This is a genomic window from Halopseudomonas pelagia CL-AP6, from assembly GCF_000410875.1.
Lineage (GTDB): Bacteria > Pseudomonadota > Gammaproteobacteria > Pseudomonadales > Pseudomonadaceae > Halopseudomonas > Halopseudomonas pelagia.
Genome location: NZ_AROI01000008.1, coordinates 51,276 through 72,636, shown reverse-complemented (window position 1 = coordinate 72,636; position 21,361 = coordinate 51,276). Strand labels below are relative to the sequence as shown.

Sequence of the window (21,361 nt, the reverse complement as noted above, 5' to 3'; positions counted from 1 at the left end):
CCATTAAGGTAACGGTTCGATCGGAGTTGCGGTTTTGCCCAGGCGGATATTTATTCTGTTTGCGCGGAACAATCTGTTGTATCCGGCCAAAGGGAAAGTGGGGAACATGAGTAACAACAAGATGGATGCCCATGTGCTGATCATTGATGATCAGCCCGAGGCACTGGCTGGCCTGACTGCGCTGCTACGCGCCGAAGGCGTACGTATATCCATAGCGACCGAGGCGCGCCATGCGCTGGACCGGACCATCGCACTGCGCCCGGATCTGGTGCTGCTGGATGTGCACATGCCGCAGCTGGATGGTTTTGCCCTGTGCCGATTGCTCAGGGAGTCCCCGGCCACACGTGATCTGCCGGTAATCTTTCTGACTGCGGCGGCCTCGGCGGAGGAGCGCTTGAGTGGCTTGAGCCTGGGCAGCGTCGACTATGTCACCAAGCCCTTTCTGCCTGAAGAAGTGCTCGCGCGCATCCGTATTCACCTACAACTGGTCAGGCGCAATCATTCCGCGCCTGCACTCTCTCATGCCCCGCATGATCCTGATCAGGTGATTCTCAACGCCGCGCTGCGGCTTATCGGCAGAGAGCTGGCTGAGCCGCCGTCGCTGACTGAAATGGCACGCCAGGTTGGTACCCATGACAAACGGCTGTCGGCGATTTTTCGCGAGCGCATGGGTACCAGCGTCTTTGCCTTTATAAGGGAGGAGCGCCTGCGTAAAAGTCAGGAGCTACTGACCGACACCGCAATGACCATTCAGGAAATTGCCGACCTTATCGGCTTCAGCAGTGCCGCCAACTTCACCACCGCCTTTCGCGAGCGCCTGGGTGTCACCCCAGGTGCCTTCAGGGCCAGTGCTCGGACCGACCATGCTGAAAATTAAAGCTCCCAAATGCCCGCTCCAAGTCGCGCTGTTCGGCTATGCCTGCAGCGTTTCCCTGGCCGTAGCCGCGGAGCCACTCAAGCTGCCGGATGGCGAGAGTGTTGCGCGTTGGCAGGACCTGGACTGGCCGAGCATTCAAGCGCGTGACCTGCTGTTTGTCGAGGAGACCGGGCCTTTGCCGCCGCAGACCGCTGAGGAGCTTACCCGGCGGGTACCGACACTGCAGTTCGAGGCACCCTCTACCCGGCTGACCAGTTTTTCCATTCGCGGGCTGGGTTCCTCGTCGTTCAACGATGGCCTGGAAAGCAACGTCGGTCTCTGGGTAGACGGTGTTTACCTGGGCCGCCAAGGCATGTTTCCCGCAGACCTGGCTGGTGTGGAGCGCATAGAGGTTTTGCGTGGTCCGCAGGGCACGCTGTATGGGCGCAACAGTAGTGCCGGAGTAGTGCACCTGATCAGCCGCCTGCCGACCTGGCAGCCCACTGGACGGGCCGAGATTCTGGTGGGCGAGAACGGCAAACGCCAGCAACGGGTGGAGCTGGCTGGGCCGCTGGTAGATCAGGTGCTGGCGGGCAGTGTGAGTCTGTACCGGCGCAGCGCCGATGGCGCCCTGGACAATACCCTGGTCGGCGCGGAGGTAAACGACGAGGACCGCAGCGGAGCGCGGGGCCAACTGCTCTGGCTCGGGCCGCCAGGCCTGACTGCCAGGCTGATAGTTGAACAGACGCGCCAGCGTGAGGATTGCTGCGCCTACCCGGTAGCGCGTTACAGCCAGTCCGCGCGCGATAGCGCAGCCTTCGTCGGCTACAGCTTGCCGCCCGCTCGACCCTTCGAGCGTAACGTCGAGCAGGATACGCGTAACCAGGTGAGTACCAGACAGGAGGCTGTCACTCTGCATATAGAGGCGCCGGTTGGTGCAGCCAGCAGGCTGTCATCGATTACCGGCTGGCGCAGTTGGGATCTGGCGTCGAGGGGGGATCTGGATGGCATCGGCTTGCCGATAACACGGGCCGGGGGTGTGGATATTGAACATGCCCAGTACAGCCAGGAATTTCGCCTGACCGGCCCTGTGACCAGTAATCTGGATTATCTGTTGGGCTACCACGGCATGCATCAGCAGATGGATCGCCGCGGCTGGGTGACGTACGGGTCATCTGCGGCGGACTGGTTTGCAGGCAGCGTGCCCTTGGTTCAGCAACTGGGCATTACCCCGCAGATGATTGATGATGGCATCCTCGATGGTGCCGAGTCCGAGTCGCAGGGCCGCCAGACCACTCGCAGCCATGCGGTTTACGCTCAGCTTGATTGGCGCCCCACCGAGATCTATCTGGTCAGCGCTGGCTTGCGTCTGGCTGATGAACGCAAGCACGGCTCAACCCATCGCAGTTCCCGACGCCCGGATTTGGCGCTTGACCCCATTACCCAGTTAGTCGGTCCGGCGTTGCAAGCCGCTACGCTGGGGCAGGATTATCAAAGGCGTGACGCTGTGCGTGATCGGCTGTTCGGCGGACACTTGCGCGCCACCCGCTATGTGTCCGATAACCTGGCCCTGTATGTCGGCGCGGCCAGTGCGTACAAGGCAGGCGGCATCAATGCTGAGCCGATCGGTACTGGCGTCAGCCCCACCTTCGATCCCGAGCGCGCCTACAGCCTTGAGACAGGGGGTTCACTGACCTATGCCGCAGGCCGGGGTAGCACGCATTTCGCGCTCTATCAGACGCAGGTACATGACTACCAGGCCATTACCTATAACCCGCATTCATCCTCGGTCAATCCTCAGCGCAACAACTTGATGAATGTCGGTCGGGTACGCTCGCGGGGTGTGGAGGTGGATAACAACTGGGCTTTCTCCGACAGTCTGGATGGCTATCTGGCAGTGGCTTGGAATGACAGCCGCTACCGGCACTTCAGCAACGCGCCCTGCCCGCCACCGACAGAGCAGCTGTATTGCGACCAGAGTGGCAAGCAGGTCTATGGCGCGCCGCGCTGGAGCGCTGCCACCGGCCTGGATTATCGGCGCGCGGCCTGGCCGGGCCTGGACTGGTTGGTCGGCGGGGGCTACAGCTGGCGTAGCGGTGCCTATGGCACCCTGGAACGCGGTGAGAACACTTACTTATCCTCTCGCGGCACTGCAGACGCTTATCTTGGGCTCGCGGATGCAGATGAGCAGTGGGACCTGACGCTAATCGGCCGCAACCTGGTCGACAAGGAGCATGTGGCGGCCTACTACGCGCTCACCGGGGCTGGCGACTATGGCGCTGCGCTGGGCGCGCCGCGCAGTCTGGCTCTGCGTTTGCGCGTCGGCCTTTGACACCGCAGCCAACCGTCGGTTCCGCCGTTAGTCGCAATCTTTCCCGGGCGGGCGTTCATAGTCCTTCCCTGCAAACAAAAGGCCGGATTCTTCAGGTGCGGTGCTAGTCGCCGCTATCTCACTGCTGAAGGGGTAAGCGGCTTTTGCTCGCGCGTACCAGCGTTCTATTTCTGCAACTTGAATTTCGCCCATGAGCCCTTATACCGCTGCCCCTCCCTTATTAATATCGCGCCCCTATCGGCCATGCTCGATCGTGCCCGGTTTTCAGCGAGTCGGAAGTTATAAGGGGAAGCAACGTGATTCAGACAGGGATCAGGGATGGAAGTCGCAGTGCGAGTTCCGCTGAGCAATACACTGCGAGAAGCCCTCGCCGTACAGTAAAAGGCTGGCTAAAGCAGTGGGGGTTGTTCTGCACAGCGCTGCTTGTTATGGCAGCCCTGATGCCACGCGACGCGATGGCCGACTGTATATTGTCCAACCCGAATTCGCAGGGTCAGCATATCGACGAGGTCTGCTGGCTGCAGTTTGGCGCGGTCAATACACCCTATGCGCCAGGCTACGAAGAGAATAGATCCTTTAATCTGCCGGATGGCTCGAGCATTGAAATGGTCATGCGCGTCAGTGGCACCGGCACCTACGCTGGTCCTGGCGGCCCGCGCATCGAGTCTCGGCAGGCGCCGACCTGGACTGGCTCCAACTTCAGCGGCAACAGTGGTTTTTATCAACTACTGACGCCGAACTCTGCGGCCCTCTACGTGCAGAGTGGTGAGGCTAACCGACTGGTTCTCACCCTCGAGAATATCCGCTTGTTTAGCCCTGCCGGGCTGCCGGTGGATCATGTGCCCTTTGAAATCATCGTGGCTGATGCCGAGCGCCTGAACAACAGCCCCAACCCCGGCGGTGAGCGTCTGGACTTCGGCGTGGTTTCCGGTGGCTCGCCCTGGAACACTCTTGAGTGGCTGGGTAACGGCGGGCCGGATTTTGGTGTTTCGGTCACCCCCATCGGCGGTGACACCGGCGCATCGCCGCCGCCCAGCGCCTGTAACCCAGGCACTTTTATCGACTGTCTGCGCTTGCGCGGCACCAGTAGCGGTGACGCCAGCGCTATCGTGCTGTCCTCTGCACGCGATGTCAGCAATCCGGCCATCCCCTTTACCGTAATGGGTCAGATTCACTCCACCGCCGGCCAGGGCTACGCAGTAGGCGTTCGCTGGGGTGGTGTGCGCTTGAACAAAGCACTGCCCAGCGGCCGCGCGCACCCGGATGACCAGTTCATCTACGAAATAGAGAACGTGGTAGAAAACGTGGTGCAGAGCGCCACTACAACTAATGCAACGGATGCTGGCACTCCCTCCGATTACATCAGCGGGCAGACCATCATGCCCGGTAACGCCCTGACCCTGCGCGAGCTGATGGCGCCAGGCAGTAGCTCAACTCTGGCTCAATACGATCGTACGATCAGCTGTAGCAATCCGGGCAATCCGGGTTCGTCCACCGTACTGCCGAACGACACTTTCGATCCTGCCTCGCCGCCCGTTGTGGATATCCTCGAACTGGGCGACTCGATTGACTGTACTTTCACCAACACCCCCCGTCTGGTCGCGCTGGCGCTAAGCAAGTCAGCCTCCGAGACCAACGTGCTGGCTGGCGAGACTTTCACCTACAGCCTGGACATCACCAATACCGGCACCCACGACGCGACCGGTGCAGTATTTACCGACACCCTGCCAGCAGGCATGCAAGCCACCGCAGGCGATGTGACCTGTGAGGTGATTTCAGGCGGCGCGGTGTGCGGCCCCCTGGGTGTGAGCGTAAGCGGAACGGTAGATGCCGGACTGGTTGTCACCGGCAATATCGCCAGCCTGCCGGGCAGCAATGTGGCTCCCGGTGGTAGCGCGGTACGCATCAATCTACAAGTGATCGCTGGTGGCAGCGGCACCCAGATCAATACCGCACGGGTTGATCTGGGCGGATCGGATGACACTGTTACCGAGCAGGACACCACCGACAACGAAGACACCTTTGACGTCATCGTCGACCCGGGCGCCGATCTGGTTATGCAAAAAACCGTGGATGAAGCCAACCCGGTGGTCGGTGACACGGTCGTGTTCACCCTGACGCTGACCAACAATGGTCCTTCGGATGCGGAAGCAGTGCTGGTTACTGACCAGTTGCCCAGCGGTTATACCTTCGTTTCCTCCGCAGCAAGCGTTGGCAGCTATGACGATGCCAGCGGCGTCTGGACCGTTGGCGATCTGGCCAATGGTGACGGCGCAACTCTGACCATTTCAGCCACGGTCAATGACACTGGTGAGTACCGCAACACTGCGCTGGTTACCTCCAATACCCACGATCCTGACGGCAGTAATGACGAAGACGATGCCATTACCGAACCCCTGGGCCTGATCGATGCAGTCGATGATGACTATGGTCCAGTGAATGGTTATGAAGGCAGCCCGAATGTGGGCGTGGTAAGCGACAATGACACCCTGAACGGCGCCCCGATTGACCTGGCCGATTCAGAGCTGACGCTGGTCGGCGCGCTGCCGCCGGAACTGACCTTCGACCCTGCCACTGGTGTAGTGGGAGTACTGCCCGGCACCCCGGCAGGCCCTTACAGCTTCGACTATGAACTGTGCGAAGTGGCCAACCCGGCGAACTGTGACACCGCTACCGTAACGGTCACCGTCACACCGCCAGACATTGTCGCCACAGATGACGATTATGGCCCGGCCAATGGCTTTGATGGCGACACCAATGTGGGCGTGGTCGGCAGCAATGACACTCTCAACGGCGATCCAATTGATCTGACTGAGGTGGTGCTGACACTGACCGGTGCCCTGCCACCTGAGCTGAGCTTCGACACCAGCACCGGTGTAGTGGGTGTATTGCCGGGCACTCCGGCGGGTCCGTACAGCTTCGACTACGAGCTGTGTGAAGTAGCCAACCCGACCAACTGCGATACCGCCACCGTCACCGTTACTGTCGCTGCCCCAGATATTGTCGCGACCGATGACAACTACGGTCCGGTCAACGGCTTTGATGGCGATACCAACGTCGGCTCGGTGGGTAGCAACGACACCCTGAATGGCGATTCGGTTGACCTGACTCTGGTTGATCTGAGCCTGGTGGGTACCCTGCCACCGGAGCTCACCTTCGATACCGGCACAGGTGTGGTAGGGGTATTGCCGGGCACCTCGGCAGGCCCCTACAACTTCGATTATGAAGTCTGTGAAATAGCCAACCCGACGAACTGCGACACCGCCACCGTAACCGTCACTGTCGGCGCGCCAGATATCGTGGCCACTGACGATAACTACGGTCCGGTCAATGGCTTCGACGGTGATGCCAATGTAGGTGTGGTTGGCGACAACGACAGCCTCAACGGTGACCCCATTGTGCTGAGCGAAGTGGAGCTGAGTCTGGTGGGCGCTCTGCCTCCAGAGCTGACCTTTGACATCAGCACCGGTGTGGTGGGCGTACTGCCAGGAACCCCAGCGGGTCCGTACAGCTTCGACTACGAGCTGTGTGAAGTAGCCAACCCGACCAACTGCGATACCGCCACCGTAACCGTCACCGTGGGCGCGCCGGATATCCTCGCGACCGATGACAACTATGGTCCGGTCAACGGCTTTGATGGCGACACCAACGTCGGCTTGGTCGGCAGTAACGATACGCTGAACGGTGATCCGGTTGACCTGACTCTGGTTGATCTGAGCCTGGTCGGCGTCCTGCCCCCGGAACTCACTTTCGACATCAGCACCGGTGTGGTGGGCGTACTGCCAGGAACCCCAGCGGGTCCCTACAGCTTCGATTACGAGCTGTGTGAAGTAGCCAACCCGACCAACTGCGATACCGCCACCGTAACCGTCATCGTGGGCGCGCCGGATATCCTCGCGACCGATGACAACTATGGTCCGGTCAACGGCTTCGACGGCGACACCAACGTCGGTTCGGTAGGCGGTAATGACACGCTGAACGGCAATCCGGTTGACCTGGCGTTGGTTGACCTGAGCCTGATCGGCGCTCTGCCACCCGAGCTGACCTTCGACACCAGCACCGGGATAGTCGGTGTATTGCCGGGCACTCCGGCAGGTCCGTACAGCTTCGATTACCAACTGTGCGAAACAGCCAACCCTGGGAACTGTGATACCGCAACCGTTACCGTGAACGTCGAAGCAGCTGAAATCGTTGCCACTGACGACACCTACGGTCCGGTTAACGGCTATGATGGTAACGACAACATTGGTGTGGTTGGCGACAACGACACCCTGAATGGCAACCCCATCAGTCTGCCTGAAGTCGAAATCAGCCTGATTGGCACCCTGCCACCCGGACTGACCTTTGATCCGAGCACCGGTATCGTGGGTGTGCCACCAGGTACGCCGGCAGGCCCGTACAGCTTCGATTATCAACTGTGCGAAATAGCCAACCCGACCAACTGCGACACCGCAACCGTCACCGTGGATGTGGAAGCGCCAGAAATTGTGGCGACCGACGACACATTCGGTCCGGTTAACGGCTACGTGGGTAATCCGGATGTGGGCGTGGTTGGCAGCAACGACACCCTCAACGGCTCGCCGATTGATCTGGCCGAGGTGGAGTTGAGTCTGGTCGGTGGCCTGCCGCCGCAACTGACCTTTGCTCCAGGCACCGGCGTGGTAGGCGTGGTTCCGGGTACTCCCGCGGGCCCGTACAGCTTCGAATACCAGCTGTGCGAAATAGCCAATCCGACCAACTGCGATACCGCAACCGTCACCGTAGATGTTGAGGCGCCCGAAATTGTGGCGACCAACGACAGCTTCGGTCCGGTCAACGGCTATGACGGCGGAGACAATATCGGCGTGGTTGGTAACAACGACACGCTGAATGGCAGCCCCATCAGCCTGCCCGAAATCGAAATCAGCCTGATCGGTACGCTGCCGCCCGGCCTGACCTTCGATCCGAGCACTGGTGTCGTGGGTGTACCACCAGGCACACCAGCGGGTCCGTACAGCTTCGACTACCAGTTGTGTGAACGCGCCAACCCGACCAACTGCGATACCGCAACGGTCACCGTGGATGTTGAAGCACCTGAACTAACCGCTACTGACGATACCTTCGGCCCAGTTAACGGTTATGACGGTGACGACAACATTGGTGTGGTTGGCGACAACGACACCCTGAATGGCAGCCCCATTACTCTGCCGGAAATCGAGCTCAGCCTGATCGGCAACCTGCCGCCCGGCCTGACCTTTGATCCGAGCACTGGCGTTGTGGGTGTGCCACCGGGTACTCCGGCCGGTCCATACAGCTTCGACTACCAGTTGTGTGAACGCGCCAACCCGAGCAACTGCGACACCGCGACGGTTACCGTGAATGTCGAGGCGCCTGAACTAACCGCTACTGACGATACCTTCGGTCCAGTTAACGGTTATGACGGTGACGACAACATTGGTGTGGTCGGCAACAACGACACACTGAACGGCAACCCCATCAGTCTGCCGGAGGTAGAACTCAGCCTGATCGGCAATCTGCCGCCCGGCCTGACCTTCGATCCGAGCACCGGCATCGTAGGTGTACCACCAGGTACGCCAGCGGGCCCGTACAGCTTTGAATACCAGCTGTGTGAGCGCGCCAACCCGGCGAACTGCGATACCGCGACGGTTACCGTGAATGTCGAGGTACCAGAAATCGTGGCGACCAACGACAGCTTCGGCCCGGTCAACGGTTATGACGGTAGCGACAATATCGGTGTGGTCGGTAACAACGACACGCTGAATGACAACCCCATTACCCTGCCTGAGGTTGAACTGAGCCTGGCCGGCACCCTGCCGCCGCAGCTCAGTTTTGATCCGGAGACCGGTGTAGTAGGTGTGCTACCGGGTGCCCCAGCAGGCCCGTACAGCTTTGAATACCAGCTGTGTGAACGCGCCAACCCGGCGAACTGCGATATTGCTACTGTGACCCTTGAAGTCATGGCTGCGGTTATCGAAGCGGTGGACGATGACTATCGAGAGGAGTTTGTCAGCGGCGCCAATGGTGGCGTGGCGGGCAATGTACTGGGTAACGATACCCTGAACGGCCAGTCGGCAACCCTCACGAACGTGTCCCTGTCGTTCCTCACTGCCACCCATAGTGGGCTGACGCTGGATGAGAGCACGGGCCAGATCCTCGTCGCGGCGGGCACCCCTGCCGGGCAGTACGAGCTCAACTACCGGATCTGCGACCTGCTCAACCCAGCCAGCTGTGCCGATGCGGTGGTGCTGGTGGTGATCAACGATGACCAGTTGCTGACCTTGCAGAAGCAGGCTACCCCGCAGCAGGTGCGCGTGGGTGATCTGGTGCGCTACACCCTGACAGCAACCAATATGGCGGACATGGCGCTGACCGATGTGATCCTCATCGATACGCCTCCGCCCGGCTTTACCCTGGTCGAAGACTCGTTGCAGGTGACTGATCGCGATGGCAACTCGCGCCTGAACGGCATCAGCCCGATCCGTGTGGAAGACCTCAGTGTCGATGCGGGCGCACGGATCAGCATCAGCTACTTCCTTCGGGTAGGTGCCGGTGCGGCAGCGCGCGGCGACTATGTGAACACCGCGCAACTGGTGCTCAACGGCATGCCGGTGAGTAACCAGGCGCGTGCCACGGTGCGTCGCAGTGCTGACCCACTGTTCGAGGACACGCGCATCTGGGGTACGGTCTTTGATGACCGTGATGGTGACGGCTGGCAGGACAGCGCCTCAGCCGGTGAGGTGAAGGTACAGGGCGGCTTCGCAGCCCAGGCCTATGTGCCCAACTCCACCACAGTTGATCGCGGTGAAGGACCGCAGCCCGAGGCGGACGCCAGTTCACCTCTGCTGCATGGCCTGAACCTGGGTGAACTGCGCGGTCGTCGTAGCACAGTAGAACCGGTCGACAGCCAGCGTATCGTTATCTCGCAGTTGCTTAGCGAGCCACGCTTCACTGACGACTTCGTGCTGACCACCGCCGAAGGCCTGACCCTGCGCATGAACGCCGCAGGCCAGGTCGAAGCAAGCCAGCGCGGTGATATGGCCAAGGGACTGAGCGCACAGGACATCCTGGTTGAGCGCAATGTCTACCCGGCCGCCAATGGTCAGGTGCGTGTCGACTATGTCATCACCAACCGCGGTATCGACGAGCGCGGCATTCCGGGTGTGCGCATCGGTACGGTCGAGGGCATGTTGATTACTACTGACGCCCACGGTCGCTTCCACCTGGAAGGCATTGATGTGTCGCATATCGGTCGCGGCCGCAACTTCATCATGAAGATTGATGAAGCCACCCTGCCCGCAGGCAGCCGCTCCACCACGGGCAACCCGCTGGTTAAGCGTATCACCCAGGGTATGCCGACGCGCTTTGACTTCGGTGTGCAGTTGCCGGAACGCGAGGTTGCCTCGCGCAGCGAGATCGAGGTCGAGCTGGGTGAAGTGTTCTTCTCACCGGGTAGCGCCACCATCCGCGCTGAGCAGATGGGCAACCTGCAGAGCATGCTGGACGCCATCAACCGTCATCGCGGTGGGCATGTCGACATCGTCGGTCACGCCGATGAAGAAGCCCTGGGCGTGCGTCGGGCCGAAGCCCTGCGCGCAGCTCTGCTGGCTGGTCTGACCGGCGACTATGGCGACGCGCTGAGTGTCTCCATCGGGCGGCAGATTCATCTGGTTGGTGACGGCGTACGTCTCGGCGAGGTGCTCTTTGTGACCGACAAGTCTGACGTGCGGCCCGAGCTCCAGCCGGTTGTGCAATCGGTGGCAGCGGTCATCAGCCAGCGACTGGCTGCGGGTCAGCCTACTGTTGGCATCACCATCACCGGTCATGCCGACCGCCGCGGATCGCTGGCTTACAACGAAGCGCTGGGCATGCGTCGTGCCCGCGCCGTATTTGATGCCATCGCCCAGCACCTCAGCGCAGAGGAGCGCCGCCGGGTGCTGGTCGAGGCCGAGGACACAAGCACAGACCAAGGGAGGGTCAACTGATGATCAATTTCAATCGGTCTACCCGCACCTTCATCAGTCATATTCGCCAGGATAAAGCGATGCAACCTAGCGCTTTGAGTGCTGCCGTACTGGCAGCCATTATGGCGAGCCTCAGCGCGACTGCGTTGCAGGCTGCCGAAAATGGAGTTTCATCCTGTAGCGGGGGCGCCTGCGCACAGCAGAGCGATACCCTGCCCGTAGTCATTCGCACACGCGGCAAACTGGACCCGCTGACCGGTAGCAATACCGCCAGCTCGGAGGCACTGCAACCCGACCGCCGGGTAACCATTGATGGCGCGGCCGATCCGGGCAAGGCCGTGGCCACCGGTCACTTCGCTATCGATCTACCCAACGGCGGCATGATCTGGGCCACCGAGGACCCGACCCTGGGTGCCCCGGTACTCAATGTGCAGTCACCATCGGTGGTCGCCTTCGCCGAGGGTCGTTTTGCCGAGCCGCTGCGCTTCCACGCCTACAGCAACTACGCTGGCTTTATCGAGCGTATGGAGCTGGTGCTCTATCGCGGTGCGGATCAGGATCTGGTTACTCCGCTGGCCATCCGCAGTATGGATCCGGCCAACTCCAGCGAACTGGACTGGAACCTGGAATTGCCTGAGGGCGAGTCGCTGCGTGTCGGTGACGAACTGCAATACATTCTCAGAGCCTACGGCAGCGACGGCAGCGTCGATGAGACCTGGCCGCAACGCCTGCAACTGGTGCGCCCGGAAGATCGTCAGCGCAGCCTTGAAAGCCTGCGGCGCACTGCCGATAGCAATCTGCGCGACCTGTCTGCCGTCGAGCTGGAGCGCCGCCGGCTGCTGCAGACCAGTTACGGCCAGGGCAGCAATTTGCGTCAGCAGAACATCGCCATCTACGGCTCTCGGGTGCGCCTGCGCGGTGAAAATGTGCCCGAGGGCTATCGCCTGACGGTCAACGACCAGTCGATTCCGGTAGATGTAAATCGCCGTTTTGTTGCCGAATATCTGCTGCCGGTTGGCACCCATGACTTTGCTGTCAGCGTCGCGGGCGAAGGCCAGCGGATTGAAGAAGTGCTCAGCGTTGATGTCAGCGGCCGCTATATGTTCCTGGTAGCCATTGCTGACGTAACCGCATCGGACAACCGCGTGAGCGGCTCGGTTGAGGCACTGTCGGCCGATGATCGTTACGAGAACTTTCTGGTCGAGGGGCGTCTGGCCTTTTATCTGAAGGGCAAGGTGCAGGGCAAATACTTGATTACCGCTCAGGCCGATACCACGGAACAACGCACCAGCGACCTGTTCACCGGCTTCTTCCGCGCCGATCCGCAGGATGTGTTCCGCCGCCTAGACCCGGATGCCTACTATCCGGTCTATGGTGACGACTCCACAGCTGTGCGTGACGTGGATACCCAGGGCAAGCTCTATGTACGCGTCGACTGGGACCAGAACCAGGCACTCTGGGGCAACTTCCAGACTGGCCTGACTGGCACCGAGCACGCCCAGTATGTGCGTAGTCTTTACGGTGCCGCGCTGAAATGGCGCAGCCGCGAAAGCACACCCCTGGGCGATCCTCGTAGTGAAGTACGGGTGTTTGGTTCCGAAGCGCAAACCGGCCAGGGCCACAGTGAGTTTCTCGGCACCGGCGGTAGCCTCTATTACCTGAAACACACCGACATTCTGCCGGGCTCGGATCAGGTTGTGCTGGAAATGCGCGACCCCACCACCGGCCGGGTCGAAGCCCGGGTGCCACTGGTGCGTGATGTAGATTACCAGGTCGACGAGCTGCAGGGTCGTCTGATCCTGACCCGTCCGCTGATGCAGATCAGCCGTGACAACGCACCGAGCCTAACCCGCGATACGCCCCTGGGCGGCTACCAGAACATTGTGCTGGTGGATTACGAGTACATTTCCCGTGGTCTCGAGTACGGCGATCTGACCGCAGGTGCTCGCGGCAAGCAATGGTTTGGTGATCACCTGGCCATAGGTGCGACCTATGTCGATGAAAAGCGTGACGCCGACGACTATCGCCTGATGGGCGTTGACGCCACCCTGCAGGCCGGTCGCGGTACTTATATCAAGGTCGAGCAGGCCCGTACCGAATCCACGGCGACTTCGGTGTTCCGCTCCGACAACGGCGGTCTGAGCTTTACCCGCATCAACCCCGAAGGCGCGCGTGAAGGCGACGCCTACTCCGCAGAGGCGCGGGCCAACCTGCGTGAACTCGGCTATACCGAGCGCGAGTGGGCTATGGGCGGCTGGTATCGGGATGTGGACCGTGGCTATTCGGTCAGCCGCTTTGACCTCGGCATGCCGATCGTGGAGAAGGGCGCCGAGTTTGCCGGCGAGCTGAGTGACGAGCTGTCGGTCAGCGGCCGTCTGAGCCGCGCCGAGCGGGGTCTTGATGCCTTTGATCAAGCCCAGCTGATGGGTGAGCTGCGTCTGCGTGAAGACGATCGTCTGGCCGCAGAACTGCGTCAGGTCGAGGAAACCCGCGGCGGCAGCAGCGCCGACGGCAGCCTCTTCGCCCTGCGCTATGTTCACCGCCTCAATCCTTCGATTGAGCTGTTTGGTACCGGGCAAACCACGCTGAGCAACAGCGGCGATTACCGCAACAACGACGCGCTGTCTCTGGGTGGTCGTTACCTGTTCGGTGATCTATCCAGCATCGGTGCTGAGGTTACTAACGGCTCGCGTGGTGATGCCGTGGCAGTGGATGGTGAGTACCGGCTGGCCGCCGACCATACGCTATACGGCGGCTACACTTACTCCACCGACCGCTCCGCGGAAACCGACCCGCTGTTTGGCGGCAACCCCGGCGGCCTGACCCTTGGCCAACGCTGGCGCGTATCGAACAAGACCAGCCTGTTCAACGAAAGCCAATGGCTAAAGTCGAACAATGAGCAGGGTATGGCGCATACCTACGGTATGGACTTCTACCCGGTGGATAACTGGTTCTACGGCTTTACCCTGCAGAAAGCCGAGCTGGAAGGCGCCAACGGTGTAGTGGATCGCAACGCAGCCAGCCTGCGCGGTGGCCACAACTCCGCCGACACCTCCTGGACCAGCGCGCTGGAATGGCGCCGCGACACCGGTGCCGAGCGCCGTCGTCAGTGGCTGACCACCAACCGGCTTATGCACAAGCTGAATGATGACTGGCGCATCGCCGGACGCTTCAACTACTCCGACACCCGCGACCAGATCGACCAGTTGCAGGGCGCCAAGTTTATCGAAAGCAACATTGGCTTCGCCTGGCGGCCAGCCGATTCGGTACGCTGGGGCCTGCTCGGCAAGTACACCTACCTGTATGACCGCTCGACCTTCGAGCAGGAGCAGTCCACTGCCTGGTTCGATCAGCGCTCGCATGTGCTGGCTCTGGAAGGCACCTACCGCCTGGATCAGCGCTGGGAGTTTGCCGGTAAGCTGGCTGAGCGTTATGGCGAAGCCCGTGCCGGCCGTGCCAGTGGTGAGTGGTTCGACAGTCGTACACGCTTCATGGCCGGTCAGGCGCGTTACAGCTTGGCTGGCAAGTGGAGTGCGTTGGGCGAATACCGTTGGCTGGATGTCCGCGATGGTGGCACCCGTCAGGGCTGGCTGGCGGGAGTCGACCGGGATGTGGGAGAAAACCTGAGACTCGGTGTGGGTTACAACTTCACCGACTTCAGCGACGACCTGACCCGGCACGACTACCGCTACAAGGGCTGGTACCTGAACATGGTTGGTTTCTACTGAGTTCGGCAACGCTGTAAACAAAAAAGCCCGGCATTTGCTGGGCATTTTTTTGGGACGCGGCAGCGGTTCCCAAGGCGGGCAAAAGAAAGTTCAGGCGCAAGCTCGTTAGTCTGTTGTTAGTTAGAAAAACGCCAAGGAGGCACGATGACCACTACATTGGACGATGCACTGGATCTGCAGGTTTCTGAATGCATGCAAGCGGCCTCACGGGCACTTTGCGACCTCAAGTACCGCATGGATATGGACTCACGCGACCCAGTCCTTCAGGCCTTTCAGGACGACTGGATGGGCACCGCTAACAGTTGTGCCTACTTCGGCTCGTCCTTCCTCGCAGTAGTGGTGCCCTTTCTGGATAGCGAGCGCGATCCAGTCTATCAACCTTTTGAAGCTATGGTGGACTGCCGCCAGGTACTGAGCGCCTCGATCAAAGGCATGCCGCACAACATTCCGCCGGAACGCGTCTCGCAGGTCATCGAGCATTACTCCACACATCACAAGGACTACCTGTCCAAGGCGCAGTACTGGTGGTACCAACCGCTGGGCATTCTGGTGGCCAACGAGGGCAAGCACCGCGTGGCCTTTATGCGCGAGCACGGCGATCTGCCCATCGCGGCCAAGGTCACACCCAAGAGCTACCCGGCCCCCGAGCGTATCAAGTTGGTTGAGGTAACCGGACGCTACTGGCGTTGTTTCGCCCTGCTGGACGGCCGTTACCTGCAGGTGGTGCACAGGCCGCAGGTAACCAAAGCCTACCTCAGCGCTTACGGTGTAGAGACCGTGCTCTGGAGCAGCCTCAAGGACATGCCCAATCTGGATCTGGTTGGCGTAGCCATGCTGGAAACCAAAAGCCAGCGTCTGGATCTGAAAATGCTGCTTGACTTTGAATCCGAGGTCGGCGGGAGGCAACCGGACGAGCCGGTCAATACTCTGGGTCTGGAGGGCTTCGACTTTACCTGGTGGGGCTACCTGACCTGGTCAATCAGTTGCTTTCTGCTGGCGCTTCTCGCTCTGGCCGTCTTTAATATGAGAGGATGGCAAGCCCTTGAGTTGATCGGCATGGGCCTGGGTGGCATAGCCGCAGGTCTGGCGCTAAGCCTGTCCGTTCTGCAGTGGCGCAAGCTGCCAGAGCGCAACTTGCTCGCAGCTTGGTTCCGTCGCGGCCGATTTTAATCTTGCCGCAAACATCATGGCGCGCTCTTTTATGTCAGTGAGGTGTTTCCCCTGGCAGCGCAGACGAAATCGAAGTCCATCTGGGAGCCCCGAATAGGCTAGCTGGGCGGTCCGCGCGAGCAGCCGAGCTGGCGACCGATGAAGCGCTGGCGTATTACGTTGAAGCCTACCGGCACTGTGGTTTTACTGGGGGCATCAACTATTACCGCAACCTCGACGAGAACTGGCGCTGGATGTAGCCGTATCGCTATGCTCCGATTACCTGCCCGGTATGGTTCCTGGTCGGTAGTGCCGACAGCACCATCCGTGGTGCCAGTGAAGAACAGCTCAGAACAAGAATGAACCAGCGTATCAGGGATCTGCAGGTTCTGATGCTGCCGGGCAAGGGTCATTGGATCCAGAGCGAGGCTTATGTGGAGGCGAGTCAAGCATTGCGGGGTTTTACCGTCATGGAGGACTAACCGTTGTGCTTATGTGTCGAGTTCAGGAGAGTCTAGTGGGTACGGGTGGCGGCCACTCGCTCATCCTGTTCTTCAGGCTCCCGCCGCCACCAGTCACTTATATGACACCATGTCAGAGTGCCTGTGCTGCACGCGCCAGAGGCCATGGCCTCACGCATCGCTGCCACATCCACTCGGTCGAGGTACCCGATGGCGTCGCTCATACGCTCTGCTGTACCGAAACCGCCTTCCAGCATCTCAGCCATGGCCTGCTCCTGGCTCCAGCCATCGTAGATTACGCGGTACATAGCGGCCATAACGCCGGTGCGGTTTTGGCCATGCTTACAGTGAATCAATACACCACCGTGCTGCTGTGCGTCGCGGATGGCGCGCAGCACGCGGATTACGTCGGTGTCGGTGATTCGGTCGGCGTGCAGAGGCAGATGCACTGCATCCAGCGGGCTGCCGGTGAGCCAGTCATCTTCGTGCTGGTAGAAGTTGATCACCGTGCTAATGCCCTGCGCCTGCAGCGCCGGCAGGTCTTCGCGGTCGGGCAGCGCACTGCGAAACAGGTGCGACCCCATGCGGTACAGGCGCAGGTCTGGATCTATGAGTGTGGCCCAGTTGGCCGGTCGCGCCTGTCCGGCATGCAGGGTCGGAGCGGGCACATACACCTGATCGCTGCGCAGCAGGTCGGGCCGGGAGAGGGCGACGACCGCCAGCGCGCCAAGTGGCAGGCTTAGCCATAGAAGAAGTCTAAGTGGCTTCAATGTGGTTGCTGCCAGCTCAGCAGTGCCGAGCGAGTGAGAACGAATACCCCGAGCCAAAGCGCAGTGAGCAGGGCAAGGAAGCGCAGTTGTGCGGTTTTGAGTAGTGGCATTTTACTGTCCGTAGTTGAGATCAACGGCGTCAGTGTGCGCATACTGCTGTCAGCGCTTCGTCAAGGCGCTGTGAAAAAAGTGTTAATTCAGCGGCCCGATCGGGCGAGGGGGGTAGTTGCGCATGCGCATTCTGGTGATTGAGGATAACCGCGATATTCTGGCCAACGTGCTCGATTATCTGCAGCTCAAGGGCTACACCGTGGACTGCGCGCAGGACGGTGTCACCGGCCTGCATCTGGCGGTCAGTGAGCACTACGATCTGATCGTGTTGGACATCATGCTGCCCGGCATGGACGGTTATCAGGTCTGCCAGCGTTTACGTGAGGATGCCGGACGCGATACGCCGATCATTATGCTAACCGCCCGCGACGAGTTGGATGACCGGCTTGAAGGGTTGCGCAGCGGCGCTGATGATTATTTGATCAAACCGTTTGCGCTGTCCGAGCTGGTAGCCCGCATTGAGGCGATTCTGCGCCGCAGCCAGGGCAGTTCGCGACACATACTGGCGGTGGCTGATCTGAGCTACGATCTGGATACTCTGCAGGTCAGCCGGGCTGGGCAAGAGCTCAAACTCAACCGGGTGGGTCTCAAGCTGCTGGAGCTGCTGATGCGCCGAAGCCCGGCGGTATTGCGCCGCGCCATTCTCGAGGAAGCGTTGTGGGGCGAGGAGCTTCCAGACAGTGATAGCCTGCGTAGCCACATACATCAACTGCGGCAGGTGGTCGACAAGCCTTTTGCATTACCGCTTATCCATACCGTGCACGGGATAGGCTACTGTCTCGCGGAGCGCCCGCAATGATGCCTAAGCAGCCGCTGGTCCGGCGTATCGTTATTGCCTTCACGCTGATGACGCTGGTGGTCAGCGGGGTGTTTTCGCTGGGTATTGTCGCCATCGTGCACTTTGTTGAAGAGCATCTGGTCTCGCGGGAGATGAGCGACGAGCTTGACACCATACTGCAGGAAGACTTGGCGCTGGGCCTGCCGCCCCGGCTGGACGCCAAGACCCGCCTGTATGCGTCACACATGACCGATTCCGAGATCCCAGCCAAACTGGCGGAGATGGAACAGGGTTTCAGCGAGCTGGTCACCGAAGATGATGTGGCCTACGTGTTCATCCGCGACATCGGCACCCAGCGCTATGTGCTGGTACAGGATCAGGCCGAGTTCGAGGCGCGCGAGAATGCGCTGTTCGCTATTGTGCTGGCCGGCTTTCTACTCAGCGTCCTTTTTGCCTGGCTGCTGGGCAGGTTGATGGCGCGGCGGATTATGGCGCCGATCATCCGCCTGGCCGGACAGGTACGCCACCGTGATCAGTTGCTGACCATCGCACCGGCGCTGGCGCCGGACTATCCGCAGGATGAGGTCGGCAATCTGGCGGAGTCGTTCGATGCCACCCTGGGTCAACTGCGCCGCTCGCTGGAGCGTGAGCGGCTGTTCACCAGTGACGTCAGTCATGAGCTGCGCACGCCCCTGATGATCATCGCCAGCTCGGCCGAGCTGCTGGACGCGGCGCCCTTGGCTGAGCGCGAGCAGCGCCAGGTGGCACGGATCCAGCGTGCGGCGGAGGAAATGCGCGGGCTGGTCGAGACCTTCCTGCTGCTGGCGCGCTCGAAAGCCCGGCCTGAGCGACTGGTCGGCAACGCCAGTCTGCTGCAAGTGGCGCAGGAACAGGCCGAGCGTTGGCAGCATGCGTTCGTTGATAAGGGGCTCAAGTTCCATTTGCTCGTCGAGCAGGAAGACCATGGCAGCTATCACGTCGGGCTGCTTGGTACCGTGATGTCGAACCTGCTACGCAACGCCCTGCATTACACTGAACAGGGTGAGGTGAGACTACTATTGACCACCAGTGGTTTCCGCGTCGAAGACTCCGGACAGGGAGTGCCCGCTGAGCAGCAAACGAGGATCTTTGAGCCCTTTGTTCGCGGTAGCGAGGCGCGCGGCGAGGGCCTTGGGCTGGGGCTATCGCTGGTCAAGCGGATCTGTGCGCATCAGGATTGGGAGGTGCATATGTATTCGCTGCGCCCGGTTGGCAGCTGTTTCGAAGTCCGCCTGGGATGAGGCTTTTAACGAAATTTTGACATCCTTTTGACAGTGCGTTGATCCGCTGCTGCCTAGTCTGGCAGCACATCATTTTCCAGGATCCATCGCCATGTCGGATAGCAAACCGATTGAACTCGCGTTTTCCAGCAAGTACGACAGCGATCATGCTCAGCAGTATCTGACCAAACATCGCACTGGCCTGGCTCGGCGCTTGTCCACCTGGCGCGACATGCAGTTAGCCCGTCGCGCTCTTAAAGATGCTGGTGAACCCAATCTGGTACTTGATTTGCCCTGCGGCGCGGGCCGCTTCTGGCCGCTGCTAGCCGAGGCACCCAACCGCATGATTCTCGCCGCAGATTACTCCGCCGACATGCTAAATACCGCGCGCCAGGGGCAGGCATCGGAATTGGTTGCGCGGGTCAAGACTTTCCAGACTTCGGCCTTTGATATCGAGCTGGGTGACAACGCCGTAGACAGCATCTTCTGTATGCGTCTGATTCATCATGTCGCTGACCATGAGCACCGCATCGCGCTGTTGCGCGAGTTCGCACGGGTCACCCGCGACACGCTGATTATCTCGCTGTGGGTGGACGGCAACTACAAGGCGATGAAGCGCCGCCGGCTGGAAGCGCGCCGTGCGGCAAAGGGCCAAAACGGCCAGAATCAGAATCGCTTTGTGGTCGCGCGGGAGGTGATTGAGGCGGAATTTCGCGAAGCTGGCTTCGAGCAGATCAGCCGGCGAGACTTTCTGCCTGGCTACGCCATGTGGCGGGTCTACGTACTGCGCAGTACTGCGCAAGGTGCGCGCGTGAGCGCCGTCTCGCCTGCCGACAGCCGGCTGCTGTCGTTCAGCGACTCGCGTTTTGATCGCTGGTGGGATATGCAGGGCGAGTGGGTCGAGGCACCGAACCTGCGCCGTGGCGGCGAAAGCGGCGTGAAGCTTTTGCCGGCGCTGGCAGCGGGCCGCCCGCGGCTCTACAGCAAGCAACAGGTGGGGCATACCTATCGCAGTCTGCTGCACCCCTTCGGTCGTCCCACGGTGCTGCGCGAAGAGCAGGCGTTGCAGGTCTGTGAAGAACTCGGTGTGCCGGTGCCCCGGCGCGTGTTCTGCGCTGCCCGGCGCCATGCCGGTCAATGGCAGGCGCTGCTGATCACTGAGGAGCTGCAGGGTTATGTCAGCCTGCAAGACTGGTATGCCGAGCCCATCAGCATGCTGCAGCGCCACGCGGTGTTGCAGCAACTGGCGCAGGTGCTCTGGCGCCTGCATCAGGGTCGACGCCAGCACGGGTGCCTGTATGCCAAGCACATCTACGTGCGGGTTGATGGTGCTCAGGCGCTCGTCGCACTGCTGGATCTGGAGAAGAGTCGCCGCCGTCTGCTGCGCGGGCCCGCAGTTAGCCACGACCTGGATCAGTTGCAGCGCCACCGTGGCGCGATGCCGGACGTTGACTGGCAGTACCTAGTGAACTGTTATAATAGCCTGAGTGCGGGTAGCGAAGACAGCACCCATGCGACCTGATTCTCCGTCTGACTCCCCATCTGACTTCCCCTCTGGCGCGCAGGACGCGCTGGCGCTGAAAAGTCATGGCGGCTTTGGCCGGTTACTCAATGCCACCGGTTACTCACTGGCCGGGCTGCATGCGGCGCTGACCGGTGAGGCGGCCTTCCGCCAGCTGCTGTTGTTGGCGCTGGTGCTGGTGCCGCTTGCGTTCTGGCTGCAGGTCAGAAATCTGGAGCGGGCCTTGCTGGTGGGCGTGGTGATCATTGCCCTGATCGTCGAGCTGCTGAACTCGGCTATCGAGGCCACAGTGGACCGCATTTCACTGGAACTGCACCCGCTGTCCAAGCGCGCCAAGGACCTCGGTAGCGCCGCGCAGATGTTCGCGCTACTGCTGATTTTTAGCGTCTGGATACTGATTCTCATCTAACCTGGCGGCGCCGGGCCCTGTCTGT

Annotated in this window: 11 protein-coding genes and 1 pseudogene; 11 read left to right on the top strand and 1 reads right to left on the bottom strand. The window is 60.8% G+C overall.

All coding sequences use genetic code 11. The annotated features are described in order from the left end of the window. Nucleotides 1-106: 106 nt before the first annotated feature. The 6 genes from K787_RS0106810 (at nucleotide 107) to K787_RS25700 (ending at nucleotide 16,508) form a co-directional block, all read left to right on the top strand. Entirely contained in the window at nucleotides 107-877 is a 771-nt protein-coding gene (locus K787_RS0106810; protein WP_022962045.1) for a response regulator transcription factor, read from the top strand. After that, entirely contained in the window at nucleotides 864-3,188 is a 2,325-nt protein-coding gene (locus K787_RS22440) for a TonB-dependent receptor (RefSeq protein WP_022962044.1), read from the top strand. The genes K787_RS0106810 and K787_RS22440 overlap by 14 nt, the downstream gene beginning before the upstream one ends. 440 nt (nucleotides 3,189-3,628) lie before the next feature. Continuing rightward, entirely contained in the window at nucleotides 3,629-11,170 is a 7,542-nt protein-coding gene (locus tag K787_RS0106800) for an OmpA family protein (protein WP_161785940.1), read from the top strand. Further along, a complete protein-coding gene (locus tag K787_RS0106795; RefSeq protein WP_022962042.1) occupies nucleotides 11,170-14,877 on the top strand; it encodes a hypothetical protein in 3,708 nt (1,235 codons plus the stop codon). Before K787_RS0106800 ends, K787_RS0106795 begins: the two co-directional genes overlap by 1 nt. 144 nt (nucleotides 14,878-15,021) lie before the next feature. Further along, nucleotides 15,022-16,047, top strand: coding sequence for a hypothetical protein (locus tag K787_RS24265; protein WP_022962041.1), 1,026 nt, complete (start codon nucleotides 15,022-15,024; stop codon nucleotides 16,045-16,047). 338 nt (nucleotides 16,048-16,385) lie between these two features. Then, on the top strand, nucleotides 16,386-16,508 hold the full coding sequence (locus tag K787_RS25700; protein WP_022962040.1) for a hypothetical protein: 123 nt from the start codon (nucleotides 16,386-16,388) through the stop codon (nucleotides 16,506-16,508). Between the two features lie 32 nt (nucleotides 16,509-16,540). On the opposite strand, the gene K787_RS22430 is transcribed toward K787_RS25700, so the two are convergent. Next, nucleotides 16,541-17,257 carry a phosphatase domain-containing protein gene (locus tag K787_RS22430; RefSeq protein WP_022962039.1) on the bottom strand — a complete coding sequence of 239 codons (717 nt, stop codon included), beginning with the start codon at nucleotides 17,255-17,257 and terminating at the stop codon, nucleotides 16,541-16,543. A 232-nt stretch (nucleotides 17,258-17,489) separates the two neighbouring features. On the opposite strand from K787_RS22430, the gene K787_RS0106770 reads away from it, so the two are divergent. The 5 genes and pseudogenes from K787_RS0106770 to K787_RS0106755 all read left to right on the top strand — a co-directional run bounded on the left by K787_RS0106770 (nucleotide 17,490) and on the right by K787_RS0106755 (nucleotide 21,336). Continuing rightward, on the top strand, nucleotides 17,490-18,167 hold the full coding sequence (locus tag K787_RS0106770) for a response regulator transcription factor (RefSeq protein ID WP_022962037.1): 678 nt from the start codon (nucleotides 17,490-17,492) through the stop codon (nucleotides 18,165-18,167). Further along, nucleotides 18,164-19,426 carry a sensor histidine kinase gene (locus tag K787_RS0106765; RefSeq protein WP_022962036.1) on the top strand — a complete coding sequence of 421 codons (1,263 nt, stop codon included), beginning with the start codon at nucleotides 18,164-18,166 and terminating at the stop codon, nucleotides 19,424-19,426. Before K787_RS0106770 ends, K787_RS0106765 begins: the two co-directional genes overlap by 4 nt. A 91-nt stretch (nucleotides 19,427-19,517) precedes the next feature. Continuing rightward, nucleotides 19,518-20,195, top strand: a pseudogene (locus K787_RS25490) (class I SAM-dependent methyltransferase); the annotation flags it as partial. After that, complete coding sequence (locus tag K787_RS25485; protein WP_306360821.1) at nucleotides 20,172-20,927, top strand: lipopolysaccharide kinase InaA family protein; 756 nt, start codon at nucleotides 20,172-20,174, stop codon at nucleotides 20,925-20,927. The pseudogene K787_RS25490 and the gene K787_RS25485, both read left to right, overlap by 24 nt. Continuing rightward, on the top strand, nucleotides 20,917-21,336 hold the full coding sequence (locus K787_RS0106755) for a diacylglycerol kinase (RefSeq protein WP_022962034.1): 420 nt from the start codon (nucleotides 20,917-20,919) through the stop codon (nucleotides 21,334-21,336). The genes K787_RS25485 and K787_RS0106755 overlap by 11 nt, the downstream gene beginning before the upstream one ends. Nucleotides 21,337-21,361: the final 25 nt, after the last annotated feature.